Origin of the sequence: Pseudomonas gingeri, assembly GCF_013386165.1 — a bacterium.
GTDB lineage: Bacteria > Pseudomonadota > Gammaproteobacteria > Pseudomonadales > Pseudomonadaceae > Aquipseudomonas > Aquipseudomonas gingeri_C.
On sequence record NZ_JACAOS010000017.1, the window covers coordinates 184,821 to 206,885 of the forward strand.

16 protein-coding genes are annotated in these 22,065 nt (G+C 62.9%); 11 read left to right on the plus strand and 5 right to left on the minus strand.

Annotated elements, in window-relative coordinates; all coding sequences use genetic code 11:
• Positions 1-144 precede the first annotated feature (144 nt).
• Positions 145-1,062, minus strand: a complete 918-nt coding sequence (locus HX866_RS21090; RefSeq protein ID WP_177140354.1) for a LysR substrate-binding domain-containing protein — start codon at positions 1,060-1,062, stop codon at positions 145-147.
• Between the two features lie 181 nt (positions 1,063-1,243).
• On the opposite strand from HX866_RS21090, the gene aspA reads away from it, so the two are divergent.
• From aspA to HX866_RS21115, 5 genes are all read left to right on the plus strand, one after another.
• The gene (gene aspA / locus HX866_RS21095; RefSeq protein ID WP_177093970.1) at positions 1,244-2,668 is read left to right on the plus strand and encodes an aspartate ammonia-lyase; all 1,425 of its coding nucleotides are present in this window, start codon (positions 1,244-1,246) and stop codon (positions 2,666-2,668) included.
• Positions 2,669-3,066: 398 nt separating this feature from the next.
• Entirely contained in the window at positions 3,067-4,512 is a 1,446-nt protein-coding gene (locus tag HX866_RS21100; RefSeq protein WP_177093969.1) for an alanine/glycine:cation symporter family protein, read from the plus strand.
• 133 nt (positions 4,513-4,645) lie between these two features.
• Complete coding sequence (locus tag HX866_RS21105) at positions 4,646-5,650, plus strand: asparaginase (RefSeq protein WP_177140355.1); 1,005 nt, start codon at positions 4,646-4,648, stop codon at positions 5,648-5,650.
• A 414-nt stretch (positions 5,651-6,064) separates the two neighbouring features.
• On the plus strand, positions 6,065-6,469 hold the full coding sequence (locus HX866_RS21110; RefSeq protein WP_177140356.1) for a hypothetical protein: 405 nt from the start codon (positions 6,065-6,067) through the stop codon (positions 6,467-6,469).
• 201 nt (positions 6,470-6,670) lie between these two features.
• A complete protein-coding gene (locus HX866_RS21115; protein WP_177140357.1) occupies positions 6,671-7,663 on the plus strand; it encodes an AraC family transcriptional regulator in 993 nt (330 codons plus the stop codon).
• Between the two features lie 15 nt (positions 7,664-7,678).
• On the opposite strand, the gene HX866_RS21120 is transcribed toward HX866_RS21115, so the two are convergent.
• Positions 7,679-10,213 carry an autotransporter outer membrane beta-barrel domain-containing protein gene (locus HX866_RS21120; protein ID WP_177140358.1) on the minus strand — a complete coding sequence of 845 codons (2,535 nt, stop codon included), beginning with the start codon at positions 10,211-10,213 and terminating at the stop codon, positions 7,679-7,681.
• A gap of 298 nt (positions 10,214-10,511) precedes the next feature.
• Here HX866_RS21120 and HX866_RS21125 point away from each other — a divergent pair, with 298 nt between their 5' ends.
• Together HX866_RS21125 and HX866_RS21130 are read left to right on the plus strand one after the other, a co-directional pair.
• Positions 10,512-11,543, plus strand: a complete 1,032-nt coding sequence (locus HX866_RS21125; RefSeq protein WP_177140359.1) for a histone deacetylase family protein — start codon at positions 10,512-10,514, stop codon at positions 11,541-11,543.
• A 12-nt stretch (positions 11,544-11,555) separates the two neighbouring features.
• Positions 11,556-12,656 carry a polyamine ABC transporter substrate-binding protein gene (locus tag HX866_RS21130; protein ID WP_177093963.1) on the plus strand — a complete coding sequence of 367 codons (1,101 nt, stop codon included), beginning with the start codon at positions 11,556-11,558 and terminating at the stop codon, positions 12,654-12,656.
• A gap of 166 nt (positions 12,657-12,822) precedes the next feature.
• On the opposite strand, the gene HX866_RS21135 is transcribed toward HX866_RS21130, so the two are convergent.
• Both HX866_RS21135 and pdxR read right to left on the minus strand, forming a co-directional pair.
• Complete coding sequence (locus HX866_RS21135) at positions 12,823-16,182, minus strand: dermonecrotic toxin domain-containing protein (RefSeq protein ID WP_177140360.1); 3,360 nt, start codon at positions 16,180-16,182, stop codon at positions 12,823-12,825.
• 86 nt (positions 16,183-16,268) lie between these two features.
• The gene (gene pdxR / locus HX866_RS21140) at positions 16,269-17,819 is read right to left on the minus strand and encodes a MocR-like pyridoxine biosynthesis transcription factor PdxR (RefSeq protein WP_177140361.1); all 1,551 of its coding nucleotides are present in this window, start codon (positions 17,817-17,819) and stop codon (positions 16,269-16,271) included.
• 90 nt (positions 17,820-17,909) lie between these two features.
• Here pdxR and HX866_RS21145 point away from each other — a divergent pair, with 90 nt between their 5' ends.
• From HX866_RS21145 to HX866_RS21155, 3 genes are read left to right on the plus strand one after another with little or no spacing between them, the layout of a single operon-like run.
• The gene (locus tag HX866_RS21145; RefSeq protein WP_177101349.1) at positions 17,910-18,533 is read left to right on the plus strand and encodes an FMN-binding negative transcriptional regulator; all 624 of its coding nucleotides are present in this window, start codon (positions 17,910-17,912) and stop codon (positions 18,531-18,533) included.
• A 9-nt stretch (positions 18,534-18,542) separates the two neighbouring features.
• Entirely contained in the window at positions 18,543-18,989 is a 447-nt protein-coding gene (locus tag HX866_RS21150; protein ID WP_177125765.1) for a GNAT family N-acetyltransferase, read from the plus strand.
• Positions 18,990-19,006: 17 nt separating this feature from the next.
• Entirely contained in the window at positions 19,007-19,678 is a 672-nt protein-coding gene (locus HX866_RS21155; RefSeq protein ID WP_177140362.1) for a GNAT family N-acetyltransferase, read from the plus strand.
• 639 nt (positions 19,679-20,317) lie between these two features.
• Here HX866_RS21155 and HX866_RS34415 read toward each other — a convergent pair.
• Positions 20,318-20,584, minus strand: coding sequence for a hypothetical protein (locus HX866_RS34415; RefSeq protein WP_256344965.1), 267 nt, complete (start codon positions 20,582-20,584; stop codon positions 20,318-20,320).
• Here HX866_RS34415 and HX866_RS34420 point away from each other — a divergent pair.
• Complete coding sequence (locus tag HX866_RS34420; RefSeq protein WP_371319275.1) at positions 20,579-21,994, plus strand: autotransporter domain-containing protein; 1,416 nt, start codon at positions 20,579-20,581, stop codon at positions 21,992-21,994. The genes HX866_RS34415 and HX866_RS34420 overlap by 6 nt on opposite strands.
• Positions 21,995-22,065 lie beyond the last annotated feature (71 nt).

Below are 22,065 nucleotides of genomic sequence, written 5' to 3' on the forward strand. Positions count from 1 at the left end.
CGTTAAACGCACCTTTACCGACCATCTGTCGTTTGATGGATTTTAGCCGCTAAAGGCCGGTTTACCTGACTTTCAGGTCAATTCAAAAACACCACGGACCACCTGTGGGAGCTGGCTTGCCGGCTCCCACAGGTGACGCGGCATTCAGACAGAACCCGGCATCTGTGCCGCCGCGCCTTCAAGCTTGCGCCACAACAACCGCACATTCGCCTTGCGCACCAGCGCGCAGCGATACAGGCGAATCTCCAGCGGCACATGCCATTGCGGCCCGCCGCAGACCACCAACTCGCCTCGCGCCAATTCCGCCCGGACACTGAGGTGCGGCACCCAGGCAATCCCCAGCCCTTCCAGCGCCATGCTCTTCAAGCTGTCGGCCATCGCGGTTTCATAGATAGTGGTAAAGCGCAGATTACGCTGACGCAGCAACAGGTTCACCGAACGCCCGAGAAACGCCCCGGCGCTATACGCCAGCAGCGGCACGCTCGCCTCACCTTCCAGATCGAACAGCGGCTGGCCGTCCGGCCCGGTCGCACACACCGGCAACATCTCGGTCTGCCCCAGGTGCAGGGACGGAAAAATCTCCGCATCCATCTGCAACGCCGCATCCGGGTCATAGAACGCCAGCATCAAGTCGCAACCACCTTCACGCAACGCATGCACCGCGTCGCCGACGTTGGTCGCCACCAGCCGCGTGGCGATATTCAGCCCTTCATTACGCAACTGCGCGATCCAGCGCGGAAAGAAGCCCAACGCCAGGGAATGCGCCGCCGCCACCTGCATGACTTCACCCTGCCCGCCTTCCAGATGATGAAGATGGCGCACCACCTCGCCCAACTGCTCGACCACCGTACGCGCCGTCACCAGGAACAACTGCCCCGCCGCCGTCAGTTCGATCGGCGTGCGCGATCGGTTGACCAGGGTCAGCCCCAGCGCCGACTCCAGACTGCGGATCCGCCGGCTGAACGCCGGCTGCGTGACGAAGCGCCGCTCCGCCGCCTGGGAAAAGCTGCGGGTCGCCGCCAGGGCACTGAAATCTTCCAACCATTTGCTTTCGAGATTCATCGGCTCCTCCCGCCATGCGCACCATTTTGGTTCACACGTCCGTCATACACAACGCGTCACATCCACATTATGCCGTTTGTGCATAGGGCAGTGCTGAACAGCATTGGCCCAATAATTCGCTCAAGCCTAGCATTGGCAACGTTCCGGCACCGACCGGGTTCTTATCGAGATGATTTCTATCATGTCCTCCGCTGCATCTTTCCGCACAGAAAAAGACCTGCTTGGCGTACTCGAAGTACCCGCCGACGCGTATTACGGTATCCAGACCCTGCGAGCGGTGAACAACTTCCGTCTCTCCGGCGTCCCGATCTCGCACTACCCGAAGCTGGTCGTGGCCCTGGCCATGGTCAAACAGGCCGCCGCTGACGCCAACCGCGAGCTGGGTCACCTGACCGAAGCCAAACACGCGGCCATCAGCGAAGCCTGTGCCCGACTGGTCCGTGGCGATTTCCACGAGCAGTTCGTGGTGGACATGATTCAAGGCGGCGCTGGCACTTCGACCAACATGAATGCCAACGAAGTCATCGCCAACATCGCGCTGGAGGCCATGGGCCACAGCAAGGGCGAATATCAGTACCTGCACCCGAACAACGACGTGAACATGGCGCAGTCGACCAACGACGCCTACCCGACGGCCATCCGCCTGGGTCTGCTGCTGGGCCACGACGCCCTGCTCGCCAGCCTCGACAGCCTGATCCAGGCCTTCGCCGCCAAGGGTCAAGAATTCAGCCACGTCCTGAAAATGGGCCGCACCCAGCTGCAAGACGCCGTGCCGATGACCCTCGGCCAGGAATTCCGCGCCTTCGCCACCACCCTGAGCGAAGACCTGGCCCGCCTGAAGACCTTGGCACCGGAGCTGCTGACCGAAGTCAACCTGGGCGGCACCGCCATCGGCACCGGCATCAACGCCGACCCGCGCTACCAGCAACTGGCAGTCGACCGCCTGGCCCTGATCAGCGGCCAGCCGCTGGTCCCCGCCGCCGACCTGATCGAAGCCACCTCGGACATGGGCGCCTTCGTCCTGTTCTCCGGCATGCTCAAGCGCACTGCGGTCAAGCTGTCGAAGATCTGCAACGACCTGCGCCTGTTGTCCAGCGGCCCACGCACCGGCATCAACGAGATCAACCTGCCAGCGCGTCAGCCCGGCAGCTCGATCATGCCCGGCAAGGTCAACCCGGTCATCCCGGAAGCGGTCAATCAGGTAGCGTTCCAGATCATCGGTAACGACCTGGCCCTGACCATGGCAGCCGAAGGCGGCCAACTGCAACTGAACGTGATGGAGCCGCTGATCGCCTTCAAGATCTTCGACTCGATCCGCCTGCTGCAACGCGCCATGGACATGCTGCGCGAGCACTGCATCGTCGGCATCACCGCCAACGAAGCCCGCTGCCGCGAACTGGTGGAACACTCCATCGGCCTGGTCACCGCGCTGAACCCCTACATCGGCTATGAAAACGCCACCCGGATCGCCCGCATCGCCCTGGAAAGTGGCCGCGGCGTACTGGAACTGGTGCGCGAAGAAGGCCTGCTCGACGACGCCATGCTCGCCGACATCCTGCGCCCGGAAAACATGATTGCCCCACGTCTGGTGCCCCTGAAGGCCTGACCTTCAATGCCGGACCGCAACACGCTCACCAGGTTGAGGGACTAGACACCTCTCACCTTTTGAGGGCCTGAAGGTCACTCTTCAGGCCCTTTTTTTTACAACCGAAAGTAGGACGAAGGCTCTAACTCGCCGCCTGCCTTCACCAGAAATACCCTGCGCTTCGTCGTTTGTACTACAAACCAGTACAGACGACTGCGGTGCTCCTAGGTATAGTGCCGCCCCTCTTCGCGTAAGCGATCCGCGGTACAGCGGCACTGAAACACGCGAAACAACACTAAAAACAACCCGCGCAAGCTCGGGATGAAAGATCGCCAGCCCACACTGCCCAGTGACACCGGGTGTAACGCGATCTTTCGAACGAGCCGCCTTTGCATCAAAAAACAGCGAGGAACCACTCCATGCTTGAGGTCATCAACGACTTCCTCTCAGGGAAACTACTGATCGTGCTCATTGTCGGGCTCGGTAGCTACTTCACGATCCGTTCGCGGTTCGTCCAGTTCCGCCATTTCCGCCACATGTTCACGGTTTTCAAAGAGTCCCTTCGCGGTCAAGCAGGCCAACTGAGCTCGTTCCAGGCCCTGATGCTGAGCCTCGCCGGCCGCGTTGGCGCCGGTAACATCGCCGGTGTCGGCATCGCCGTTACCCTCGGCGGCCCAGGCGCCGTGTTCTGGATGTGGGTCACCGCACTGGTGGGCATGTCCAGCAGCTTCTTCGAATGCACCCTGGCCCAGGTCTACAAGCGCGCCGATGGCGACGGCCTGTACCGCGGCGGCCCGGCGTACTACATCCAGCACGGCCTGAAGCTCAAAAGCATGGCGGTGGTGTTCTCGGTTCTGCTGCTGGTCACCTACGGCTTCGCCTTCAACGGCCTGCAGTCGTACACCGTGACCCACTCGCTGCAGAACGCCTTCGGCTTCTCCCCAAACCACACCGGTATCGCCCTGGCGGTCCTGCTGGCGATCGTTTTCGTCGGCGGCATCAAGCGCATCGCCTCGGTGTCCGACCTGCTGGTTCCGGTCAAGACCCTGGCCTACATCGGCGTGACCCTGTACGTGATCTTCAGCCAGATCGAACACGTTCCAGCCATGCTGGAAACCATCTTCAAGAGCGCCTTCGGCCTTGACCCTGCGTTCGGCGGCCTGCTCGGCAGCGCCATCGTCATGGGTGTGAAACGTGGCGTGTTCGCCAACGAAGCCGGTCTGGGCAGCGCGCCCAACGTCGCCGCCGTTGCCGCCGTGAAGCACCCGGGCGCACAAGGTGTGGTCCAGGCGTTCAGCGTGTTCCTCGACACCTTCGTGATCTGCACCTGTACCGCGCTGCTGATCCTGCTGTCGGGCTTCTACACCCCAGGTTTCGAAGGTGACGGCATCGTCCTGACCCAGAACTCCCTGGCCGCCGTGGTCGGTGACTGGGGCCGCCTGTTCGTCAGCGTCGCCCTGTCGCTGTTCGTCTTCACCTGCATCCTCTACAACTACTACCTGGGCGAAACCAGCCTGCAGTTCCTGACCCGCAACCGCATCGTGTTGATGGTGTACCGCGCCCTGGTGCTGGCACTGATCGTCTGGGGTTCGGTGCAGAACCTGTCGACCGTGTTCGCCTTCGCCGACATCACCATGACCTGCCTGGCCTTCGTCAACCTGATCGCCCTGGCCATGCTGTTCAAGGTCGGCCTGCGTGTGATGCGCGACTACGACAACCAGCGCCGCGCCGGTGTTGGTCAACCAGTGTTCGATTCGAGCAAGTTCGCCGACCTGGACCTGGACCTGAAAGCCTGGCCAACCCCGAGCCAGGCCGCACCACGCGAGCAAGACGCCGCCCAAGGCGTACCGGCCACGCAACGCTGATCGCACCCTCGGGCGGCGCCCTGCCGTTCGAAGCGACAGACCTTACCGGGCGGCGCCCAGCCGCCCGACGTGACACACCTTGCGCACGCAGGCATGCTGCGGCGCAAGGTGTATTCGTCCAGGAGAACCATCAATGACTTCCGCCTCTTATCCTGCCGCGCAGCACGTCATGGTGCTCTACACCGGCGGCACCATCGGCATGCAGGCCAGCGCCAATGGCCTGGCCCCGGCTTCCGGTTTCGAAGCGCGGATGCGCGAACAGCTCGCCGGGCAGCCCGACCTGAAAGTGCCGAACTGGTGTTTTCGCGAAATGGCCCCGCTGATCGACAGCGCCAACATGACCCCCGAGTACTGGCTGCGTCTGCGTGATGCGGTGGTCGAGGCGGTAGAGGTGCAACAGTGCGACAGCGTGCTGATCCTGCACGGCACCGACACCCTGGCCTACAGCGCGGCGGCGATGAGCTTCCAGTTGCTGGGCTTGCCGGCACCGGTGGTGTTCACCGGTTCCATGCTGCCGGCCGGCGTGCCGGATAGCGATGCCTGGGAAAACGTCTGCGGCGCGCTGGTTGCGTTGGACCAGGGCCTGGCGCCGGGCGTGCACCTGCACTTCCACGGCGAGATGCTGTCGCCGACCCGTTGCGCGAAGATTCGCAGCTTCGGCCGGCATCCGTTTGCGGCGTTGAACCGTGCCGGTGGTGTGGCGAAGGCCGATGCCTTGCCGACGCAGTTGAACTACCGTCAGCCCGCGCAGTTGGCGAGTGTCGGCGTATTGCCGCTGGTGCCGGGGATTGGCGCCGCGCAATTGGACGGCATGATCGACAGCGGTATCCAGGCGCTGGTGCTGGAGTGCTTCGGCAGCGGCACCGGGCCGAGCGACAACCCGGCGTTTCTCGCCAGCCTGAAGCGGGCGCAGGACAAGGGCATCGTGGTGGTGGCGGTCACGCAATGCCATGAAGGCGGTGTCGAGCTGGATGTGTATGAAGCCGGTAGCCGTTTGCGCGGCGTCGGCGTGCTGTCCGGCGGCGGCATGACCCGTGAGGCGGTGTTCGGCAAGCTGCAGGGTTTGCTGGGAGCGGGTCTTGAGCTGGCTGAAGTGCGGCGGTTGGTCGAGCTGGATCTGTGTGGTGAGTTGAGCTGATTCAGGAGCCTGGCACGAACTTCAGCCTGGCAAAGGCCCGCTCGCCACAAGACCACACTCGGCTTCAAACTTCCTCGATTGAAACTGCATCAACCTAAGACAAATCGCTTTTTCTTGAGCGACATTTCCTAGAAAATCCCAACGCCTTGCGCCTGTCCAGCCACGTGACTAGTCTCCGTTTGTCACTGCCAATTTGCAGTGAACGGGTTTAGCAGCTCGTGTCCAATAGGCGCACAACGCCTCCATCTTTCATGGTCGGCGTTTTTAATGCCCCAGGTTTATGGTGGCTGTGCGTGGGGCACCCTCGGGTGCGCCGGTTTCCTATTGGCCGGTCTGCTAACCCGCGTACAGCTGCCACCCTCCATCGTTTAGCAGCGATTGGTGTCGGCTCCCATGCGCCAATAGGAGTACATCATGGACAAGCTAATCCCCGATCCGCCCAGCAAAGCAGTCCGCACCCGGATCACCGCCATTCTCAAGAAAGCCAATGCCGACCTCTTGCAGGTGCTCAACAGCCAGCGCCACGAAGCGCCGTTGCTGGCCGCCCTGAAAGAAACCGCCGCCCGCCCAGGCAGCGTCAATGACGGCCGTCACCTCTCGCTGTTCAACGTGCAGGAAGGCATCAACGCCGAGCAGGCGCTGATCCATGTGTCGTTGATGCTGCGCTGCGCCGAAGAAGTCTCCGATGAAATTACCGAATACGGCAGCGGCGTCGAGCGCGGGCTGATCTGGTCGATGATCCATTCGGTGGAAATGGCCCGGGCAGTGGTCGATGCGTTGTTGGCAGGATCACACCCCACTGCCGACGCCGTAGCCTGACGGCAAACACTGCACAAATGCTGCGCCGAACACAGCTCTTGTAGGAGCCGGCTTGCTGGCGATGACGCCCGTAAGATCAATGCAAGACTCACCGGCCTCATCGCCGGCAAGCCGGCTCCCACAGGGTAATGCGGTGCAGCCAGCCTGGCGGACGGCACACAACTTGCTCGATTCCCGCACCTACCAAGGACGGAATCGAGCATGCTCCACTCCCACCTCACCACCCTCAACGCCGTCTCCCTGGTGCTCAACACCTTCCGCGACCAGGGCTTTTCCAGCGATGCGCTCCTGGCCGGCAGCGGTATCAGCGCCGCCGACCTGAGCCGCGCCGACACCCGCATCACCACCAACCAGGAGATGCAGGTCTGCGCCAACGCCGTGGCCCTGCGCCGGGAAATTGGCTTGGAGCTGGGCCGGCGCATGCACGTTTCGTCCTATGGCATGCTCGGCTACGCCCTGCTCACCTGTGCCACCTTCGGTGACGCTTTGCGCCTGGCCCTGCGTTATCCGGCGCTATTGGGAACACTCTTCGAACTGAGCCTGGACGAGGACGGCGAGCGCATCTGGTTCACCGCCGGCGACTATCGGGAAAACCCGGTGCTCGCCGTCTTCAACGTCGAGTTCTGCCTGGTTTCGCTGAAGATCATCTGCGACGACCTGCTCGGGCGCTCCCTGCCCCTGCTGGCCGCCCGCTTCGAACACGATGCGCCAGACTACCAGGCCAACTACAGCGCCACCTTCGATTGCCCCCTACAGTTCTCGTCCACCGCCAACGCCTTTGCCTTCGACAGGCACTGGCTCGACCATCCCCTGCCCCTGGCCGATGCCATTACCCACCAGGCCATGGCCGAACGTTGCCGCAAGCAGAACCTGGAGTTCACCGGCCGCCAGGCGTGGCTGGGGCGCATCCGGCAGTTGCTCGCCGAACAACTGCACATCGCGCCCGGCTTGGAGGGGCTGGCCGAACAGATGAAGTGCTCGGCACGCACCCTGCGCCGGCACCTGAACACGCTGGGCTGCAGCTATCAGGAACTGCTCGACGAACTGCGCTTCGAACGAGCCAAACAGTTGCTCGGCGACGGCCAGTTACCGATCCATCGCATCGCCGAAGAGCTGGGTTTCAGCGAAACCGCCAGCTTCCGTCATGCCTTCGTGCGCTGGAGCGGGGTCAGCCCCAGCCAGTTCCGCCCATAAGCCGCGAACAGCGGCTCAGAAGCGCAACGTCCATTCGCCCTGCACACCGTGAAGGCTGCGGTTGTCGGCGATTTCACCGGAATAGCCGACGCCGAGGACATGGTCCTCGGAGAGCCTGAAATCCACTCCCGCGTCCACCACCAGGCTGTCGCGATCCAGCGTGGCACTGCGGATCTCGAACCCATCGCCGCCCAACGCAGACGACTGCATGACCGCGTGGGTGATGGGCCCGTGCCGGTGTTTCCAGCCGGCACTGAGGCGCGGCGCCAGGCTCCGGCCCTGATCCAACCGGTGCTGCTGGGCCAACCGCACGCCCAGGGTGCTGCGCCAATTGCCTTGGGTTTGCGCCTTGACGCTCAAGGCCGCATCGCCCCCTTTTTCGGTGTAGGCGTGACGCTGATAGCGTTGATAGTCGAGACCGGCAAAGGGCTCCACATTCAAGTTGCCAAGACCCAGGGCGTAGCCGACTTCGCTGAGCACCTGCTGGCTGCTGGCTTGGTGCCGGCCCGATAGACGCTCACTGAAACCGGCGAACGCCACAGCACGCCGGGTGTTGCCCTCATGGCGACTGTGCACGGCCCCGAGACGTAGCGCCCAAGGGCCGCTCTGATGCAGCGCGTAAGCCCCCAGATGCCAGCTGTCGAGCGTCCCCCGGAACTGCTGACCGCTCAGGCGCGTCTGCGTTTGGCCGCCCACCATCCCGAGGCGCCAATCGGCGGTCCGGGCCCAGTCGCCGCCGATCAGCAGACCCTGGGTCTGGCGTTGCATGGCCTGATCGTTCTGCTCGCTGCGCTCGAATTGGCCCGCGTTACCCAGGCCTTGAACCCAGAGCCGGCCCTTTGCACCACGGCTATCGGAATCGAAAGCCAGCGTCGCGGGGGTGCCGGAGGACGCCTCGAACCCGCGCATACGACGGGCATCGCCCCACTGGCGCATCGCCGAAAGCATGCCGCCGCCCACCAGACCGACACCGCTCAGGGTCGCATTGCCCAGGTTGGCGTTGTGGCTACCCGAGAGCTGACTCATGGCGATTTTCGCCGTCGCGGCGTTACTCGTGATCAGGCCAGAGACCAGCGCCGGGGCCGGTGGCGCCTGCGCGGCGGTGTTGTCCTCGACAGTCTGCCCATCGGCCGCAGGAGTCATCTGTTCAGCCTGGGCCGGTGCGAAGTACGCGGTCTGCCCAAGGCTCGCCGCCAGACGCTTGGCATTCCCGGATTCGGCGATCTGTTCAAGGGACACATAATTGCGGCTATAGATCAGCCCGACGTCCGTCGGGGTGTAGGACAGCCGGTAGGTCATGAAGGCCAGGTCGCTGATCACCTTGTGAAAGGCGCCTTCGACCTGGCCGGCCCGCAGGATCGTATGGGCACTGATCGACGGCACACTGTCGGCCGTTGGCCGCAGGACCAGCGTCGCGCCTTGCAGATAGGCCGTGCCACCGACCGCAAGGGTCGAACTGCCGCCATCGCGATCAATGCCATACACCAGCACCGAGGAAGGGGCCAGGGTGAGATCCCGTTCGACCACCGGCGCACCCGCTTGGCGGTTGGCGAACAGTGTCCCGTTGACCAGCAAACTGTCGGTACTGCCGCTGCCGGAATAGACACCGTACTTATCCACCCAGGTGGCACCGGTGATCCCACCGTTATTGATCAGCTGCGCATTGTTGCCGACCCGCGCCTGGACGCTGAAATCCGCCGGGCCGGTCAAGGTCCAGGTGCCCTGGTTGACCGCCAGCCATTCAAAGTTGCGGGTATTGCCCAACATGCCGCTGCCGCCTTCAAGGAGCAACCTGTCCGAACCGCTCCCCCCATCGATGGCCCCGAACACCTGGGACCCGCTGTACAGCGCCAAGGTATCGTCGCCACCGCCCAGGTCTATCGCCGTACCGGCACGGTAGGCACCTTTCATGTAGACGCTGGCGGTCGAACCATGGGGGTCATGGTTATGTATGTAGGTGCTCTCGATCAAACCATGGTTGCTCACGCTGTCATCGTGATGACCGCTGAACTTGATCCCCCTGTGCCCGCGCAGGGTGCCTCGGTTCACCACATTGATCGAACCTTTGCCCTTGCCCAGGAGGCCGAAGCCGGGCCCCTCGATCAGCGCGCCCTCAGCGTTGATCACCAGGCCGCGGCCTATCGAGAGCCCCGAAGAGATGCCTGCACCGTTCGGTACATCGGCCTCGATAACGCCGTAGTTTTCTACCCGCGCCTGCCCGTCGATCCTGACCCCGTTGTACCCCGTGAGGAAAACCCCCTCGGCACGATGGCCGGAGATACTCCCCCAGTTCCACAGCATACCGTTGCCGCGAGCATGGACACCTGAACCACTCAGGCCTTTGATCATCCCATCGTTTTTCAGGGAAATATTGCGCCAGGTAGAAATGCCATCGGCGCTCGACGCCATGATCGACGAGGCATCACCCACATGCTCCACAGATAAAGTGTCGCCCCGGCTCACCCGGCTGGAGGCCTGCAGAGGTGGCGCGCAGGCAGTGCAAAAGGCCAGCGCAACGGCCCAGCCAAGATGATCGTGTGTCGATGGCATTTCATTCCCTACCTGGATTGATGGAGGCAAGAATGTATCCATCCCGATCAAGAACCACTGTCGGGCAAAGCAGATCGCGGCGGCAGGTTGCCTCTGTAAGCCGGTCCGAAAAAGCCCGTAACAACTAACCCCGTACGTGCGCCTTTTCAGGCCACGATTCAGCCCTTCGCCCGGTTAAGGGGCGAAATCAGGACAAATCTTTTGGCCATATCAATCCCCTTTTGGCCACTACCGCCGTTCTCCCAAAAGCGCCAGGAATCAAGAATGACGCCACGCCCACGCTAACGGAGAACAATAAATGCTGACGGTCTATTCGGACGATCACCACCTGCACCACGGCCGCTGCGAGCTAATCGACGGGCAATTGATGCCCTGCTTCGAAATGCCCTCGCGGGCCGACCACGTGCTGGCCCGCGTGCAACATCAGGCCCTGGGCCCGGTGCGTGAGCCCGAAGACTTTGGCCTGGAGCCAATCCGCCGCGTTCACGACGAGGCCTACCTGAGCTTCTTCAAGGGCGCCTGGGAGCGCTGGGCCGAACAAGGCCATGACGGCGACCTGCTGCCCTTCACCTGGCCGGCCCGCACCTTGCGCCGGGTGATCCCGAAAAACCTGCACGGCGAACTCGGTTACTACAGCTTCGACGGCAGCGCACCGATCACCGCCGGCACCTGGCAGGCGGCCTACAGCGCGGCCCAGGTTGCCCTCACCGCCCAGGCCGAAATCCAGCGCGGTGCCCGCAGCGCCTTCGCCCTTTGCCGGCCGCCGGGACACCATGCCGCCAGCGACCTGATGGGCGGTTACTGCTACCTGAACAATGCGGCCATTGCCGCCCAGGCCTTCCTCGACCAAGGCCACCGCAAGGTCGCGATCCTCGACGTCGACTACCACCACGGCAACGGCACCCAATCGATTTTCTACGAACGCAGCGATGTGCTGTTCACCTCGATCCACGGTCACCCGGAAGCCGAATTCCCGTTCTTCCTCGGTTATGCCGACGAGCTCGGCGAAGGGGCCGGCGAAGGTTTCAACTTCAACTATCCACTGGCAGCCGGCACGGCCTGGGACCAGTGGAACGCCGCGCTGGAACAGGCCTGTGGCGAAATCGAACGCTACGCCCCCGATGTCGTGGTGATTTCCCTGGGCGTGGACACCTTCAAGGACGATCCGATTTCCCAGTTCAAGCTCGACAGCCCGGATTACCTGCGCATGGGCGAACGTATCGCCCGCCTGGGCAAGCCGACGCTGTTCGTGATGGAAGGCGGCTACGCGGTAGAAGAAATCGGCATCAATGCCGTGAACGTACTCGAAGGTTTCCAATACGCTCAATGAGGAATTAGAAGAATGAACAAGCTCAAGCGTCTTATTGCTCCAGCCCTCTGCGCGGCCGTGCTCAGCACCGCCGCCCACGCCGAGGAACGCACCCTGCGGGTCTACAACTGGTTCGACTACATCACCCCCAAGGCCCTGGACGACTTCAAGGCCCAGAACACCCAGGTCAAGCTGGTCTACGACATCTTCGACACCAACGAGGCCCTGGAAGCCAAGCTGCTCACCGGCAACTCCGGGTATGACGTGGTGGTGCCGTCCAACGTGTTCCTCGCCAAGCAGATCGAAGCCGGCGTGTTCCAGCCCCTGGACCGCAGCAAGATCCCGAACTGGAACCACCTCGATCCCAAGCTGATGAAGCTGATCGAGGCCAACGATCCGGGCAACAAGTTCGCCGTACCCTACATGTACGGGACCATCCTGATCGGCTTCAACCCGGACAAGGTCAAGGCGGTGCTGGGGGACAAGGCGCCGGTGGACAGCTGGGACCTGATCTTCAAGGAAGAGAACATCAGCAAGCTCAAGCAGTGCGGCGTCGCCCTGCTCGACTCGCCTTCGGAGATCCTGCCGCTGGCCTTGCAGCACCTGGGCCTGAACCCCAACAGCAACAACCCCAAGGACTATGAGAAGGCCGAAGCGCTGCTGCTGAAGATCCGGCCGTACATCACCTATTTCCACTCGTCCAAGTACATGGCGGACATCGCCAACGGTGACATCTGCGTGGCCGTCGGTTATTCCGGCAGCTTCTCCCAGGCCGCCAACCGCGCCAAGGAAGCCAAGAACGGTGTGGTGGTGGACATGCGTCTGCCCAAGGAAGGCGCGCCGATCTGGTTCGACATGCTGGCGATTCCCAAGGGGGCGAAGGACACGCAGGACGCCTACACCTTTATCAACTACCTGCTGCAACCCCAGGTGATCGCGCCGATCAGCGACTTTGTCGGTTATCCGAACCCGAACAAGGACGCCACCACAATGGTCGACCCGGCGATCCGCAATAACCCCAATCTGTACCCGACCGAAGCGGCGATGAAGACGCTCTACACCTTGCAGCCGCTGGACCAGAAGGCCGAACGGGCACGCACGCGGGCCTGGACCAAGATCAAGTCCGGGGTCTGAGTATTGGCCTCTGCTCGCCCCAAGGATCGGGGCTTGACGGTACTTCGCGGCGAAACACCCCACCTGTAGGAGCCCGGCTTGCCGGCGATGGCGGCCGATCAGGCGATACAAGGCTCACGGGCCTCATCGCCGGCAAGCCGGGCTCCTACAGGGAAGCGCGCAATCTTCAGGCACTCGGTGGCAGGAACAACGCCGCTGCCACCTTGGGGCCGATGTCTGCACGCCAGATAGGGTCAACTTTGGTTCCGGCGCCCTCCTGGGCCCTCTGAAAACTGAGCCCTTTAAACCGTTGCTCCCGGGTCTTGAGGTGAGCCTTGGAAAAACGGGTCGCTGGCGTGGTCGCGGTCAGGTAATGGAAATGCGCGTACCACAATGGCCTGCCCTGCCTGTCGCGAATCTCGTACTCATCGAGAAAGTCATCGCCCTTGCCGCCGGAAATATCCCGGCGCTCACCCAGCTTGTGGATCGTGATCTGCTCTTCCTCCGTCAGGAACTCAACGGCGGCAGCGGTCGGCAAGCGCCTCTTGGTCAGGCTGATCCGTAGGCTCAGGCCTTTATCCTGCAGGCTGCTCACGGCTCGCTCCAGCTCAGCGATCAAATATCGCGGAGATTGTGAAATCCCCCGGGTCAAATCCCGCAGTTCCCTGCCGAGATCGCCAAAAGGCTGCGCCTTCATCTTGAGGATGTCCTCGATGTCACGCGGGACCTGCACCACGCTCGCACTGCGTTCGGCGTCCGCCAGCAGCGTCGGCAGGCTCGCCAACAGATCACGGGCCTTCTTCTCCAGCGACTTCAGCTTCTTCGTCGCACGGACACTCAACTCCCCCGCACCGCCCAGCAAGCGCAGGCCTCGATCCAACTGCCAGCGCCCCGCGCCATCGCTTTTCAACCAGGGACCCTGTAGCGCCGGGTGACGGTCATCGATGATCACCACCCCATCGAGTTTGCGCGTCACCCGAAACCAGGCGTCGTCAACCTGGGCATAGAGCAGGTCGCCACGCTGATACAGGCCTTGCCATTCTCCCGAAACCAGCAAGGTGCCGGGCGCCTCGGACAACGCCAACGTGAACTTCTCCAGCCGGACCAGCTCGGAGGCGGTGAACTGACGTCCCGGACGGGTCCAGGCAAAGACCAGCTGGTTCGCCGTGCTGGCGACGGGTTCCTTGATCACGGCATTGCTGAGAATGGGCCTGGGGCGCACGGCCCCGGCGGTGCCGATCAGCGGCTGGCGGTGATACACCAGCAGCACCGCCAGGTTCAGCAGGACGTCGGCCAACGCCGCCCAGGGGTGGGCTGCCTGCGGATCGGCAAAGGTCCTGAGGCTGGAGAGCAATTGCACCAGCCAGCCGAAACTCACCAGAGGGCCGGGCAGCAAGGGCTGCAACAGGCCGAACAGGGCCCAGCCCAGATCGACGAAACGGTGCCAGCGATCTTCGGCATTGGACACCGAGTCCGCCTCGGCCCGCGCAATCAACGCCTCGACGCTGGCGGCGAACAGCGCCGCACAAAACGACCCGGACAGCGGCGTAGTCTCCAGCGAGGCCGGCTCAGGGGTGTCCGGGATGTTCCAGTCGGCGTTGCTCACCCGGGTCAGGTGTGGCTCTTTGAATCCGCCATGGTCATAGGTTGAACGCCTTGTGCTTTCCAGGCCATCGAGGACCGACTGCTGCAAAGGTCCCTCCTGCTGGATGGCCGCCAACAAGCCGGCCCATGACGGAAACTCAGACAAAAGCTCGTTGGCGCCGGGGCGGCATAACACCTGCGGGCCCTGCCCCGTCGCCTTGGGGCCAATCACAAACATATTGCGCACCCGGTCCGCCGTGGCGCCGGGATGCGCCAGAAAAGCCAGGGGCCGGACCACGATGGATTGCCCCAGGACCTCACGGGAACCAACGTCCTGGGTCACCGCCGCCTCGACATAAAGGCGGGCGGTCTCCGTCAGTTTCTGCTCGAGCCGCAACTCCAGCGCCAGCATCGGCAGCAGGACACGCAGGTAGTCGGTAAACAGCCCCTCTTGCCGGGCTCGCTCAATCGGGTCGTGCTGCAATTTCTGCCCGAGCAACTCAGGGTAGGTCCGGCCGATATCGGCCTCGCTCACCGCCGAGCGCAGCACCTCATAGGTCATCCAGGCCGGCGCCGTCTGGGCTTGGTAACGAACCTGAGCCAAGGCGCCAAGAGGAAAGGCCTCAAGGTTCTTCAGCGCCATGGCGACATATTCCTGGGTCCGTGACTCATAACGAACGTCAAGCGCAGTGTCGACCAAGGCGTATGGACCGTTCGCAATACGCCTCAAGGTCACGCTGATGTCGCTGGCCGACACGTTCGCAGCCTGTGGATATTTCGCCTGCAAACACGCCTGCAACGACCGGCCGGCAAAGCTACGGATATCCGGGATGCCATCGAGAAACGCCTTGCCGGCATGACTCCGGTGCACCGCCGCGAGCGCCGCCACGTAACGACCATAACGCGTGCGATCCGCCGCCGAGGCCTTGCGCAACCCGTCGGGGAGCACGTCACGCAGGCGCCCCAGTTTCGCCTCGTGGCCGGAACGAAAAGCGCCGAACAATTCCTGCAAATCGGTCAGCTCATGCAGGTGCTGCTCAAGGGCCTCCGGGTCGCGGTAGTCACTCGGCTTGAGCCCATCAATGGCCTCCAACTGCCGTATCAGCAAGGTCACGGTCAGGGCGTCGAAGATGTGATGATCCGGCGAGTAACTCCTGAAATCCGAGTCCTCGCCGCTCAATGTCACACTCAGGGAATCTTCAAGTGCTCGCGTGGAGTCGAACATTTCGATCCCGCCGAACAGCGTGTAAAGCAAGACGATCTGGCGTTCGCCGACCCAACCGCTGATGACCAGTGCCTGGACGTGCAAGGGCTCGGGGCCCTTGACGCGGGTATCGATGAGGGTGACATAGGCCTGCGCGCAATCACTGCCGAACCTGGCCCGACGCGCCCGCAGGTCGGGATAGTCGAGCACCGCCTCCACGGTGGCCAATTCATCACCCGACAGCACCGCGCAGGCCAGGCGCAATTGCGCCGCGAAGAACTCGGAAAGGCGCTGCCAGGGTGCGACCTTCTGGTCCAACGGCGAACTCCAGAACTCGACCAACGCCTGTTTATACGCTTGAAGCAGCAAGGGTGCCCACTCGCTCAGGAGCGTCTCCACCCGCGCCGTGTCCAGAGACAAGCGCTGCGGATGCTCCGCGCCGGGATAGAGCGTCAGGTAGCTGTTCGTCGGATGAGCCTCGGCCTTGTCGCCGAGGAAGCGTCTGATCAGCATGTTCGTCAGGGGCAGGACCCCGTAATCCACCGTGGAAGCTTCATCCTTGCACGCTACCGGCTGGATCAGCGCGGCATGGGCAAGCCGCTCGCCCAACAACGGGTATTCGCCCTCCAGCATGTCGCGCACCAGGCCGGGCGCGACGCTTTCCAGGGTCGGTCGCTGGGCAAAATAATCACTGAGGGTATAGACCCTTTCAGCCTGTTCGCTCTCGCTCAAGGTCGCGCGGGCAAGGGGGGACGTCATGTCTGTTTATCCTGGTTTCGGGTTCCGGGAATAAATAAACATCCATCGCGCGATGGCCTGCGGTAACCGGTTAATACCCTCCGCGACTAGCGCTTCCAGACCGTGCGCAAACGCGCCAGCGCCGACTCGATATCCGTTTCCGGCACTGCCGCAAACCCCAGCACCAACCCGGCGCGCTGGTTCTCCGGCGGATCGGGCTGGGTCATCCAGAAACCACTCAAGGGGCTGATCTCAACCCCGACACTCTCCGCCTGGGCGATCAACTCCCGCTCCCGTGCCAGACTCTCCACGGGCACCATCAGGTGCAGGCCCGCCGCAACCACCGGCAGCGCGCCAATGCCCGCAATGCCCTGCGGCCAATGGGCCAACAGGGCATCGCGCCGACTCAGGGCGGCCCGCCGCATGCGCCGGATATGTCGCTGGAAATGCCCGGCGGCCATGAACTCGGCCATCACCACCTGGGTACTGACCTCCGAGTGGCGCATATCCAGCGCACGACGCCGGGTAAACGTCTCCACCAGCGTCGGCGGCAGCACCAGGTAACCGAGACGTAGCGCCGGAAAGGCGATTTTGCCGAAGGTCCCGACATACAGCACCCGCCCCTGCCGATCCAGCGCCGCCAGGGGTGCCAACGGCGCGCCGCTGTAACGGTATTCGCCGTCATAGTCATCCTCGACGATCCAACCGCCGACACGCTCGGCCCAGGCCAGCAATTCAAGGCGCCGGGCCAGGCTCATGATCACGCCGGTGGGGTATTGATGGGACGGCGTCACATAGGCCAGCCGACAATCCTGCAATTGCGCGAGTTCGGTGCAGTCCAGCCCTTCCTGGTCGACCGCCACGCCATGGAGTTTGGCCCCCGCCACCGCGAAGGCCAATCGAGCCGCGCGGTACCCGGGATTCTCCACCGCCACGCCATCGCCGGGGTCCACCAGCAACTGTGCACAAAGGCTAATGCCTTGCTGTGCGCCACTGGTGATCACAATTTGCTCAGCCGTGCAAGAAAGCCCCCTTGAGCTGCGCAAGTAAGCCGCGATCAGGCCCCGTAAGCGCGCCTCTCCCGCCGCCTCGCCGTAACACAGCAGTTGCAAGTCCGGTTTGCGCCAGAAAGCCGCCTGCAGCTTGGCCCAGACGCCAAAGGGAAACAGGTCGAACGCTGGCACCCCCACCCGAAAAGCTCGCGGCGGACCACCCGGCGGCTTGTGCATCGGGTTGCTCTCGATGCGCCCCATGGCCAGATTGTGGATAACTTTACTGGATGTAACCCCAGCGGTTTCGGTCGATTTTGTGGATAACCCTGTGGGTAAGCCTGTTGAAAACCCTGTGGATAGTTTTGTGGACAACTTTTTGATCGGCAGGGCTTTTTCCGGCAGTTGCGCCACGTAGGTGCCATCGCCGATCCGGCCCTCGATAAAGCCCTCGGCGTACAGCTGGTCATAGGCCCGCACCACGCTGTTGCGGGAAATCGCCAGGGCGCTGGCCAGATCGCGACTGGCTGGCAAACGGCTACCACTGGCCAAGCGCCCGTCCAGCACTCGCAGACGCAGGGCCTGATAGAGCTGGCGACTGAGCCCCTTGGCCGGATCCAGGTAAATCCCGGCAGGGTCGAACGGCAGGGGCAACGATGGGCTGGGCATGGGATTGGACCTATGAAAATCACCAGTAATGGCTCTTACAACCAACCAATAGCCTGCCTAGGATGCAGGTATTCGCCAAGGAAAATTTCCATGTACACACCCAGCGCCTTTTCCGAACAAGACCTGCTCACCCTGCAGCAACATATTCAGGGCACTCGCCTGGCGACACTGGTCACCCATGGCAAACTCGGCCTGCAAGCCATCCACGTACCGCTGCTGCTCAGCCCCGAGCAAGGTCCCAACGGCACGCTCTACGGCCATCTGGCCCGGGCCAATCCGCAGTGGCAGGAACTGGCCGAGGGCGGCGAAGTCCTGGTGATCTTCCCGGGGGCCGATGCCTATGTCAGCCCGTCCTTCTATCCCGCCAAAGCCGAGCACGGCAAAGTGGTGCCGACCTGGAACTACGTGGCCGTGCATGCCTATGGCCAGGCCGAGGTGTTCGACGATGCCCATCGCCTGCTCAACCTGGTCAGCGCCCTGACCGACCGCCATGAGGCGGGCCGGGACAAGCCCTGGAAAGTCGCCGACGCCCCCGCGCCGTACATCGACAGCATGCTCAAGGCCATCGTCGGTTTTGCCCTGCCGATCCAGCGCCTGGAAGGCAAGCGCAAACTCAGCCAGAACCGCAGCGCCGCCGACATCGCCGGTGTGCAACAAGGGCTGGCGGCCAGCGCCGACAGCCAGGACCAAGCCCTCGCCCACTTGATGCGTTAAGGAGTGACCATGAGTTCCATCGAAATCCGTCCGGTGACCGCCGCCGACCAGGCTGCTTGGCAGCCGCTGTGGCAGGCCTACCTGAAGTTCTACGAGACCGAGCTACCGGACGCGATCTACCAATCGACCTGGCAGCGCTTTCTCGACCCGGCCGAGACCACCCACGCCGCCCTCGCCTGGCAGGACGGCAAGGCCGTGGGCCTGGTGCATTTCATCTACCATCGGTCGAACTGGAGCATCCAGAATTCCTGCTACCTGCAGGACCTGTTCGTTGCACCCGGCCAGCGCGGAACCGGGCTGGGACGCTTGTTGATCGAGCATGTCTATGCCACGGCGGCCGAGGCCGGGTGCAGTAAGGTGCACTGGCTGACCCACGAGACCAATGCCACCGCGATCCAGTTGTACGAACGGATTGCCGAACGCCCCGGCTTCATCCAATTTCGCCAAGGGTTATAAGCCTTGAGGAGAGCGTCATGTCGACACCCGTAACTAACTGGAAAGGCGCGCCGACGCCTTCGACCCAGCGTCTTGAGGGGCGCTTCATCACCCTGGAGAGGCTCGACGCCGTCCGCCATGGCGATGATCTGTTTCGCGCCCTGGAAGGCCCGGGCGCCGACCCGAAGCTGTGGGACTACCTGCCTTATGGCCCGTTCCCGGAGCGCAGCGCGTTCAATGATTGGCTCAATGCCAATGCGGCCAGCAGCGACCCGTATTTCTTTGCGGTGATCGACACGGCCAGCGGTGAAGTCCAGGGCATCCTCAGCCTGATGTCGATTGTCCCGGCCCAGGGCCGTATCGAGATCGGCCACGTCACCTTCGGCGCGCCGATGCAGCGCTCGCCCAAGAGCACAGAGGCGGTCTACCTGCTGGCCAAGGAAGCCTTTGCCCTGGGTTACCGGCGCCTGGAGTGGAAGTGCAATAACGACAACGCCCGCTCCCGTACAGCGGCCGAGCGCCTGGGCTTCAGCTTTGAAGGCGTGTTCCGCCAGCACATGGTGGTCAAGGGCAGGAACCGCGACACCGCGTGGTACAGCATCCTCGATTCGGAATGGCCGGCGGTGAATGCCGGGTTCGAGCGCTGGTTGTCGGAAGAGAACCTGACGGCAGCCGGACAAATCAAGACCCTGGTGGAGTGCCGCGGGTAACCGGACAGCGTGGAAGTACAACGCCCGTCGACCTGGAAATGCGGTGGCTGACGCCTCGGCTACCGCAAGACCACGCAGTCACAGACAGGCCTTTAATCGTCACCAGAGCGCTGACATATCTCGCAAAAGACGGGTAAAAAGCCCGACATTTATCGATTACATGGATAGATACATTTCCGCCTCGATTTATTCTGAGGATGAAATGGAATGTCCCCCAAGAAGAACCGCCTTGCTGTAGCAATGACATTGGCGCTGAACAGCCTGCTGGCGCAACAAGTGTTGGCTCAGGACTCACAGGCCCCACAAATTCTAAGAAAAGGTACATATACGGTGGTCCACACATGGCCCGCCCCTCCCGGCAGTGCCTGGATCAAACGTAACGATGATCCATTCGGAGTCTATGAGGCCTCCATCCAGCCCGACGGTTCTGCTTCATTGGCGCGCCCATCAGGTCAACCGACAGACAATAATGATGCGCATGTCGCAACCAACCCTTCGGGCAGCACTTATTACGCCCCCGTTGCAAACGACCAGCCTGTGGCTCAGGCCGGGAACGGGGCCCCCGGCAGGGACGGCGCGCAAGGCCCGCAAGGTGTACGTGGCCCGCAAGGTATTCCCGGGCCCATCGGACAACAGGGCTCACCCGGCAGGGACGGCGGGCAAGGCCCGCAAGGCGAACGTGGCCCGCAAGGCATCCCCGGACCCATCGGACACCAGGGCCTCCCTGGCCAGGACGGCGTGCAAGGTATCGCCGGACCCATCGGGCCTCAGGGCGAACCCGGCAGAGACGGTGTGCAAGGTATCCCCGGACTCATCGGGCCCCAGGGCGAGCCCGGCCAGGACGGCGTGCAAGGTATCGCCGGACCCATCGGGCCTCAGGGCGAACCCGGCAGAGACGGTGTGCAAGGTATCCCCGGTCCCATCGGTCCCATCGGCCCCCAGGGCAAACCCGGGACGCCCGGCAGGGACGGCGCCGAGATCAGTGCGGCAACGATCGCGCAAATCGACCGAAACGAACAGCAGATCGACGAGTTGCGGACCCAGCTCAATACCGCGCGTGCAGAGCTCTCCCAGCAGTTGGCCGATCTGGGTAAAAACCCGGAACAGGAAGAAAGGATCGCCAAGCTCGAAAACAACATCGTCAACCTGCAAGCCCAGGCAACGCAACGACCGCAAGCGGATGATCCGAGTGTCGGCCTGGGCGGCCAGGGTGGCAATACCAAGCCGCCAGTGCCCAAGCCCGTCGAGTCGCCCCTGCTCGCAGCCCTGGGCAAACTCGGCACGGCGGCAAAAAGGGATGCCTGGACGCAGCTTTCCGGGGAGGGCAATGCCAACCTGAGCCGGGCCACCCTCAGTGGTGCCGGCCTGGTGGGCAACAGCGCCCTCTCGGCCATGCGCCAGTTAAGCAACGACAGCACCCAACACCAACTCGCGACGCAAAACGGCGCGCCTGGCCAGGTGTCATTGGCGGGGCGCGCGGATATCAAACCAGGCGAGAGCCGCCTGTGGATACAAGCCCTGAACAACGCCAGTACCTTCGATCAACCGCAAGGCCAGAGCGGTTTCGAGCAGAACACCCGAGGCTTGGTGATGGGCGTCGACTGGGCCCTGGACAGCGAATGGCGCATGGGCCTGTTGGGCGGCAAATCGCAATCCAAGCATAAGGGCAGCCGCTTCGACGGCGACCTGGACAGCTGGCATATCGGCACCTATGCCTTGCACCAGAGCGGTCCCGTGGCCTTGCGCCTCGGCGCGATCCACAGCCAGCATTACGGCAAGACCCAACGCAACGTGGAGTTCATGGGTTACAAGGACCGTCTCACCGGCGACTACGGCGCCAACAGCCAGCAAGCCTTCGCCGAACTCGGCTACAACCTGGGCAGCGGCAGCCTGAGCGCCGAACCTTTTGCCAACCTCGGCTACCAGCGCTACTCGCGCAAGGGCTATACGGAAAAAGGCGGTGAAGCGGCCTTGAAAGCCGATGCCCAGACCCAGGACAACTTCAGCACCACCCTGGGCCTGCGCACCGCCAGCATCAAGTACATGGACAACAAAATGAGCCTGGCCCCGCGCCTGAGCGCGGGCTGGAAACACCTGTACGGCGCGATCGACAGCACCAGCACCCAGACGCATCAGGTGAGCGGCAGAACCTTCAATACCAAAGGCATCGCCCAGGACCGCGACAGCCTGGTGGTCGAAGCCGGACTCGACCTCAACCTGTCGGCCAGGCATTCCGTCGGCGTGGCCTACAACGGCGAAGTGGGCAACAACAGTCGAACCCACGGGCTCATGGGGCAGTGGAAGATGAGTTTTTAATCCCTCTAACCTAAGGACTTATCTCGCCTGTCGAAGGTAAAAATGCCGACATTTATCGGTTAAATACATAG